Raw genomic sequence first — 7,728 nt, 5'->3', positions numbered from 1 at the left:
GCCCCCGCCGCTGCCCGGCGGCCGTGACCTCTCCGCCGGCCAGCCCGACCCCCGGCTGCTGCCCCCGCTCGGCCCGCACCTGGCCGCGCTCGCCGCCGAGATCGGACCCCCCGGCGGGTACGCGACCGACGCCGTGCTGCCCGACCTGGCCGCCCTGGCCCGGGACCGGCTCGCCACCGACGGGGTGCCGGCCGGTGAGCTCACAGTCACCGGCGGCGCGCTCGACGGCATCGAACGGCTCCTCGCGGCCCACCTGCGCCCCGGCGACGCGGTGGCGGTGGAGGACCCGGGCTGGGCCAACCTGCTCGACCTGATCGCCGCGCTCGGGCTGCGTACCGTCGGGGTGCCGGTGGACGACGAGGGCCCCACAGTCGGCGGCGTCCGGGCGGCGCTCACCGCCGGCGTCCGGGCGCTCGTGGTGACCAGCCGGGCGCAGAACCCGACCGGCGCCGCCGTCTCCGCCGATCGGGCCGGCGCGCTTCGGACGCTGCTCGCCGGCCGGGCCGACCTGCTGCTGATCGAGGACGACCACGCCGCCGAGCTGGCCCGCGTACCCCTGCATCCGCTCGCCGGGGCGACCCCGGCGTGGGCCTTCGTCCGGTCGGTGAGCAAGCCCTACGGGCCCGACCTGCGGCTCGCGGTGCTGACCGGCGACGAGGCCACGGTGGCCCGGGTGGCCGGGCGGGCGCGGGTCGGTGCCGGCTGGGTCTCCACTGTGCTGCAACGGCTGGTCGTGTCGCTCTGGCGCGACCCGGCCACCGCCGGGCTGGTACGGCGCGCGGCGGACAGCTACGACAGGCGGCGCGACGGGCTGGTGGCCGCGCTCGCCGCGCGCGGGGTGGCAGCGCACGGGCGTACCGGGATCAACGTCTGGGTGCCGGTGCCCGACGAGACGGTGGCGATCACGACGCTGCGCGACGCCGGGTGGTCGCTCGCCCCCGGCGGCCTGTACCGGATCGCCGCCGCCCCCGCCGTGCGCGTCTCGGTGAGCGCGCTGGACGAGGCCGACGTCCCCGCGCTCGCCGACGCCCTCACCGCGGGAAGGAAGGGCCCCCTCTTAACGCATTCGGTATAGGAAGGGCCCCTTCTTAACACCTCCGGACAGCGCGGCGGGCCGCTCGCGTGCGCGCCGCCCGACGGGGTAGAACGATCGGCATGGCCGAGACCGAGAGCGCACCCGGCGCACAGGAGTTCATCCCGCCGTCGGCGGACACCATCGACGAGCTGCGCGCCGCGGCGGGCGACTGCCGGGGCTGCGAGCTGTACCGGGACGCCACCCAGACCGTGTTCGGCCGCGGCGACGAGCACGCGCGCGTGGTCTTCGTCGGCGAGCAGCCGGGCGACATCGAGGATCAGAAGGGGCTGCCGTTCGTCGGGCCGGCCGGGCGGCTGCTGCGCAAGGCCGTCGACGACGCGGCGCTCGACCCCGCCCAGATCTACCTGACCAACGCCGTGAAGCACTTCCGCTTCGAGCTGCGCGGCAGGCGGCGCATCCACCAGACCCCGGACCGGGTGCACGTCACCGCCTGCCGGCCCTGGCTGGTCGCCGAGTTCGCCCGGCTGCGCCCGGAGATCGTGGTGGTGCTCGGCGCGACAGCCGCCAAGGCGCTGCTCGGCCCGAGCTTCCGGGTGACGAAACAGCGCGGTGAGCTGCTGCCCTGGCCCGCCGCCGCCCAGCACCCGGAGGACTTCGAGCGCGTGCCGGTCGACCGGACGGGCACTGTGGCCGACGCCCCGGCGGCCCGGCTGCTCGCCACCATCCACCCGTCCGCGGTGCTGCGCGCCGACAACCAGGACGTGGCCTACGAGGGCCTGGTCGCCGACCTGAAGGTGGCCGCGAAGGCGCTCAAGAAGTGATCTTGCCGAACACGTCCTTGGCGACGATCCGCCCGTCCCGGACCCGGTAGACGTCCAGGCCGCGAAGCACGGTGCCGTCCTCGGCCGGCGGCCAGGCCCACTCGCAGACCGCCCGGTCGCCGGTGGCCCAGACCGCGCCGAGCGCCGGACCGTCGCCCGGACCGAGCTGCCCGGCGAAGACGTCGGCCACCGCAGCCCGCCCCCGTACCGTGCCGGCCGGCCCGTCCCAGGCGTTCGGGCAGTAGGTGACGTCCTCGGCCAGGCAGGCCGACACCGCGGCCAGGTCGCCCCGCAGCCAGGCCGCGTTGAACTCCTCGATCAGCGCGCGTGCGTCCACATCGGGCACGCTAGCGCCGGGCCGCGCCCGCCGCTGCCCCGGTTTCTCAGGAGCGCTGCTGCCAGGTGCAGAGGCAGACCCGGTTGCCGTCCGGGTCGGCGAGCACCCAGAAGCTCGGCGCCTCCGCGTCGCTGACCAACGCGCCGCCCGCTGCCAGCGCGGCGGCGATGCGCGCGTCCACCTCGGCCGGGTCGACCCACACGTCCGGGTGCCACCGCTGCCGCGGCTCGTCCCGGCCGGAGCGCTGGAACCAGACGGTCGGCAGCACGCCGTCCGGGTCGTGTACCTCGTCGTCGTCCGGTCCGCGGCCGTCCGGCGACTGCCAGGCCAGGACCGCCCGCCAGAACGGCAGCACCGCGGCGTGCTCCGGGGTGTCCAGCGCGAACTCCAGGCGGGCCAGCCCGGCCGGCGACAGGGTCAGCCCGGCGTCCGCGGCCAGGGCCGCGATCGTCCGGGCCAGCCGCAGGTCACGCTGCGTCACCCCACCCGCGTCGTGCGACCAGAGGCGCACGTCCACGTGGGTGTAGCGCAGGTCCAGATCCGGATGATGATCGACCCGCTCGGCCTCCGCGCCGACCGCGGCCACCAGCGCCAGTCCGGCCGCGAAATCGGGGGTACGGATGCGCGTCTGCAACGCCCCCAGCAGGTACGTCCATCCGTCCAGCCCGGCCTCGGCCACCTGTTTCCCCGTGAGTGTGCTCATCCGGTCATCCTGGTCCACCGCGCGGCGGCGGGCCACCCCGTCCGGTTCGCCCCTGTCCGGCGCGGGTGAGCGGTGCCAGACTGGCCGCCATGGAGCAGCATCTCTACGAGCCCGTCCACGACGAGTTCCGTGACCTGTGCCGCCGGTTCCTGACCCGGGAGGCGGTGCCGCACCACGAGCGCTGGGAGGCCGACGGGATCGTCGACCGGGAGGTCTGGCGGGCCGCCGGCGCGGCCGGGCTGCTCGGCCCGGACGTCGACCCCGAGTACGGCGGCGGCGGGCAGCGCGACTTCCGGTTCAACGCGGTGCTGGACGAGGAGATCGTCGCGGCCGGGTGCACCGGTCTGGGATTCGGGCTGCACAACGACGTGGTCGCGCCGTACCTGACCGAGCTGACCACCGGCGACCAGCGCAAGCGGTGGTTGCCGGGCTTCTGCTCCGGCGACCTGGTCACCGCCATCGCGATGAGCGAGCCGGGCGCGGGCAGCGACCTGGCCGGCATCCGCACCAGCGCGGTCCGCGACGGCGACAGCCTGGTCCTCAACGGGCAGAAGACGTTCATCACCAACGGTGAGATGGCCGACCTGGTGGTCGTGGTGGCCAAGACCGCGCCGGACCAGGGCGCGCACGGGGTGAGCCTGGTCGTGGTGGAGAGCGGCACGCCGGGCTTCAGCCGGGGCCGCCGCCTGGCGAAGGTGGGCCTGAAGGCCAATGACACCGCCGAGCTGTTCTTCGACGACTGCCGGGTGCCGGCGGAGAACCTGATCGGCACCGAGAACCACGGCTTCTACCACCTGATGGCCAACCTGCCCCGGGAACGGCTGAGCATCGCCGTCGCCGCGGTGGCGGCCTGCGAGAAGCTGCTCGCGCTCACGATCGAGTACGCCCGCTCCCGGGAGGCGTTCGGCCGGCCGATCGGCCGGTTCCAGCACAACCGGTTCCTGCTGGCCGAGCTGGACACCGAGGTCACCATCGCGCGGACGTTCGTCAACCACTGCGTCGCCGAGTTCAACGCGGGCCGCCTCTCGGTGACCGACGCGGCGAAGGCCAAGTGGTGGACGACCGAGTTGCAGACCAAGGTGGCCGACCGGTGCGTGCAGTTGCACGGCGGCTACGGCTTCATGGCGGAGTACCCGGTGGCGAAGGCGTGGCTGGACAGCCGGGTGCAGACCATCTACGGCGGCACCACCGAGATCATGAAGGAGATCATCGGCCGGGGCCTCGGCCTGTAGCGAAACCGGGTGCCGGCCGGGCGGGCCGGTGCGGGAGGATGGGGCACCCGTCCCCACCAGGAGCGCCGCATGTCCACCGACCTGACCGCGCCGGCCCCGCCCCGGCCCGACGTCGCCGGCATCCAGCGGCGTACCGTCCGGCTGCTCTTCCTCACCCAGATCATCGGCGGCATCGGCGTCACCATCGGCATCTCGGTCGGTGCGTTGCTCGCCGCCCGGGTCGCCGGCACCGCCCTGGCCGGGCTGGCGCAGAGCGCCGGTGTGGTCGGGGCCGCGCTGCTCGCCATCCCGGTCACCCGGCTCATGACCGCGCGGGGCCGGCGGCCAGGGCTGGTCCTCGCGTACGCGGTCGGCGCGGTCGGCGGCGTGCTGGTGGTGGTCGCCACCGCGACGCGCCTGGTGCCGCTGCTCTTCGTCGGCATGCTGCTGTTCGGCGGCGGCACGGCGGCCAACCTCCAGGCCCGCTACACGGCGGTGGACCTGGCCGAGCCGCACCGCCGGGGACGGCAGCTCTCGCTGGTGGTCTGGGCCACCACCATCGGCGCGGTGGCCGCGCCGAACTTCGCCGCGCTCGCCGACGAGACCACCCGTGGCTGGGGCCTGCCGGCGCTGGCCGGCCCGTTCGCCTTCAGCGCCGTCGCGTTCACGCTCACCGCCGTCGTACTCCTGGTCCTGCTCCGGCCGGACCCGCTGCTCACCGCGCGCCGGCTGACGGCGGCCGAGCCGACAGCGGGCGCCGCACCGGCTGTCGCCCGCCGCGGTGGCATGGCCGCCGCGTGGCGCACGGTACGCGGGCGGCCGGCCGCCCGCCTCGGCATCGCCGCTGTCGCGGTGGGGCACCTGGTGATGGTCGCGGTGATGTCGATGACCCCGGTGCACCTCGGCGAGTGGCACTCCGACGCGGACGTCCTGCCGGTGGTCGGCCTGGTGCTGAGCCTGCACATCGCCGGCATGTACGCGCTGTCGCCGGTGGTGGGGTGGCTCACCGACCGGTTCGGCCGGCGGCCGGTGATCCTCGGCGGGGTCGCGCTGCTGCTGGCCGCGTGCGCGGTCTCCGGCACCGCGGGGCACAGCACACCGCTGCTGTCGGTGGGGCTGACGCTGCTCGGGCTGGGCTGGTCGGGCACGATGGTGGCGGGCTCGACGCTGCTGTCGGAGTCGGTGCCCACCGCCGACCGGCCCGGCGTGCAGGGCCTGTCCGATCTGCTCATGGGGCTGGCCGGGGCGGGTGCGGCGGCGGCGAGCGGGTTCGTCATGCGGGCCGTGGGGTACCCGACGCTCACCCTGCTGGCGGCGATCGCGGTGGTGCCGCTGGTGGCGCTGGCACTGCGCCGTACCGGCACGGCACCACTCGACGAGGAGGACTGAACACGTGCGGCTGACCGACTTCTGGACGCGGCTGGAGGAGGCGTTCGGGCCCGGCTACGCGGCCAGCATCGCCAGGGACCAGGTGCTGTCCCAGCTCGGCGGGCGGACCATCGAGCAGGCGCTCGCGGCCGGTGAGCAAACGCACGTGGTCTGGCGTGCCGTGGTCGCCGCGTATCCCGACCGGGTGCCCGCCCGACTACGCTGAGCAGCCTTTTCATCGATCCCGCGTGTCGCTTGCCCAGTCGTACACCTGTTCGGCTATTGTCCACAGCGGGGTGCTCGTCCNACAGCTCACGGCCCGTCGGCTGGTTTTCTGTCGGACCCAGCGCCTAGCGTGTCCCGCGTGACGCGAAGCTCAGGAAAGACGCCGGCGAAGGCAGGGGTGGCAACGATGGCAGCAGGGCCTGACCGGGAGAAGGCGCTCGACCTTGCTCTCGCTCAGATCGACAAGCAATTCGGCAAGGGTTCGGTGATGCGGCTGGGGGAGCGGCCCGTCGTGCAGACGGCTGTCATCCCGACCGGCTCCATCGCGCTCGACGTGGCGCTCGGCGTGGGCGGTCTGCCCCGCGGCCGGGTGGTCGAGATCTACGGTCCGGAGTCCAGCGGTAAGACCACCGTCGCGCTGCACGCGGTGGCGAACGCCCAGCGGGCCGGCGGCATCGCCGCGTTCATCGACGCGGAGCACGCGCTCGACCCGGAGTACGCACGGGCCCTCGGCGTCGACACCGACGCCCTGCTGGTCTCCCAGCCGGACACCGGCGAGCAGGCGCTGGAGATCGCCGACATGCTGGTGCGCTCCGGCGCGATCGACATCATCGTGATCGACTCGGTGGCGGCCCTGGTGCCGCGCGCCGAGATCGAGGGCGAGATGGGCGACAGCCACGTCGGTCTCCAGGCCCGGCTGATGAGCCAGGCGCTGCGGAAGATCACCGGTGTGCTCAACAACACCGGCACCACCGCGATCTTCATCAACCAGCTCCGCGAGAAGATCGGCGTGATGTTCGGCAGCCCGGAGACCACCACCGGTGGCCGGGCGCTGAAGTTCTACGCCTCGGTCCGGCTCGACGTGCGCCGCATCGAGAGCCTCAAGGACGGCACCGACGTGGTCGGTAACCGCACCCGGGTCAAGGTCGTGAAGAACAAGGTCGCCGCGCCGTTCAAGCAGGCCGAGTTCGACATCATGTACGGCAAGGGCATCTCCCGCGAGGGCTCGCTGATCGACGTCGGCGTGGAGCAGGCGATCATCCGCAAGTCCGGCGCCTGGTACACCTACGACGGTGACCAGCTCGGCCAGGGCAAGGAGAAGGCCCGCGAGTTCCTCCGCGAGAACCCGGACGTGGCGGCCGAGATCGAGAAGAAGATCCTGGAGAAGCTCGGCGTCGGCACCGGTGGTGCCGGTGACGCCGCCGGTGGCCCGGAACTGCCGCCGGTCGACTTCTGATCCGCTGACCCGTGGCAGGACGACGCGCCCGTACGGGCCGGGGCTGGGATGCCGGCCCACCCCGTACGGGCGACGCCACAGGTACGCCCCGGCCTCGCCGGGGACGCCGTGATCGCGCGGCGGAGCCCGATGCAGGGGAGGCTCCGGCTCCGCCGCGCGACGAGGCCGAGGTGGCCCGGGAGATCTGCCTGCGGCAGCTCGCGGTGCGCCCGCGCACCCGGGCCGAGCTGGCCGGCGCGCTGGCCCGGCGCGGCATCTCCGAGGAGGTCGCCGAGCAGGTCCTCGACCGGTACGACGAGGTCGGCATCGTCGACGACGCCGCCTTCGCCCGCGCCTGGGTGAGCAGCCGGCACAACGGCCGCGGGCTGGCCCGCCGGGCGCTCGCCAACGAGCTGCGCCAGCGCGGCGTCGACGGCGAGGTGGCCGGCGCGGCACTGGACGGGCTGGACGAGGAGACCGAGGCGCAGACCGCCCGTGCCCTGGTGGACCGCAAGCTGCGCACCGCCAGGGGCGAGCCGGACGCGGTGTTCCGGCGCCTGGTCGGCATGCTGGCGCGCAAGGGCTACCCGGCCGGGGTGGCGATCCGGGCGGTGAAGGACGCGCTCGCCGCGCAGAGCGCCGAGGCGGCCGAGTTCGCCGAGCACATCGACGCGGACGCGCTGGCCGACGCCGAGCACGACCTCGACTCCCGCCGGCTCGACTGACCGACCGGCGGCCGGTGTCGCGGCCGCCGTCCCGAGGGGAGGCGCACACCCGTGCTGAAGGCGTGTCTCAACGGCACCCGACGGCG

The 7,728-nt window shown here is 74.4% G+C and carries 9 protein-coding genes; 7 read left to right on the top strand and 2 right to left on the bottom strand.

The window, feature by feature from the left end; translation table 11 throughout:
* Both ABD52_RS35915 and ABD52_RS35910 read left to right on the top strand, forming a co-directional pair.
* The coding region (locus tag ABD52_RS35915) for an aminotransferase class I/II-fold pyridoxal phosphate-dependent enzyme (protein ID WP_047894672.1) at window positions 1–1,075 on the top strand (1,075 nt) is incomplete at its 5' end.
* 80 nt (window positions 1,076–1,155) lie between these two features.
* Window positions 1,156–1,857, top strand: a complete 702-nt coding sequence (locus ABD52_RS35910; protein WP_013474470.1) for a UdgX family uracil-DNA binding protein — start codon at window positions 1,156–1,158, stop codon at window positions 1,855–1,857.
* Here ABD52_RS35910 and ABD52_RS35905 read toward each other — a convergent pair.
* Window positions 1,847–2,194: a nuclear transport factor 2 family protein gene (locus tag ABD52_RS35905; protein ID WP_225319783.1), complete on the bottom strand. Its 348-nt coding sequence runs from the start codon at window positions 2,192–2,194 to the stop codon at window positions 1,847–1,849. The two genes, ABD52_RS35910 and ABD52_RS35905, sit on opposite strands and share 11 nt — an antisense overlap.
* A 46-nt stretch (window positions 2,195–2,240) precedes the next feature.
* A complete protein-coding gene (locus ABD52_RS35900) occupies window positions 2,241–2,897 on the bottom strand; it encodes a 4a-hydroxytetrahydrobiopterin dehydratase (protein WP_047894673.1) in 657 nt (218 codons plus the stop codon).
* An 89-nt stretch (window positions 2,898–2,986) separates the two neighbouring features.
* On the opposite strand from ABD52_RS35900, the gene ABD52_RS35895 reads away from it, so the two are divergent.
* From ABD52_RS35895 to ABD52_RS35875, 5 genes are all read left to right on the top strand, one after another.
* Window positions 2,987–4,129 (top strand): acyl-CoA dehydrogenase family protein, encoded by a 1,143-nt coding sequence (locus ABD52_RS35895; protein WP_047894671.1) that lies wholly within the window; start codon window positions 2,987–2,989, stop codon window positions 4,127–4,129.
* A gap of 69 nt (window positions 4,130–4,198) precedes the next feature.
* On the top strand, window positions 4,199–5,497 hold the full coding sequence (locus ABD52_RS35890) for an MFS transporter (RefSeq protein WP_047894670.1): 1,299 nt from the start codon (window positions 4,199–4,201) through the stop codon (window positions 5,495–5,497).
* Between the two features lie 4 nt (window positions 5,498–5,501).
* Entirely contained in the window at window positions 5,502–5,702 is a 201-nt protein-coding gene (locus tag ABD52_RS35885) for a DUF3046 domain-containing protein (RefSeq protein ID WP_030504158.1), read from the top strand.
* Window positions 5,703–5,888: 186 nt separating this feature from the next.
* Window positions 5,889–6,938, top strand: a complete 1,050-nt coding sequence (recA, locus tag ABD52_RS35880; RefSeq protein WP_013284729.1) for a recombinase RecA — start codon at window positions 5,889–5,891, stop codon at window positions 6,936–6,938.
* Window positions 6,939–6,949: 11 nt separating this feature from the next.
* A complete protein-coding gene (locus ABD52_RS35875; RefSeq protein WP_047894669.1) occupies window positions 6,950–7,642 on the top strand; it encodes a regulatory protein RecX in 693 nt (230 codons plus the stop codon).
* The last annotated feature ends 86 nt before the right edge of the window (window positions 7,643–7,728 follow it).

Origin of the sequence: Micromonospora sp. RV43, from assembly GCF_001029515.1 — a bacterium.
GTDB classification, from domain to species: domain Bacteria; phylum Actinomycetota; class Actinomycetes; order Mycobacteriales; family Micromonosporaceae; genus Micromonospora; species Micromonospora aurantiaca.
The sequence above is the reverse complement of the archived record's forward strand: the minus strand, read 5'-3'. Positions and strand labels throughout refer to the sequence as shown.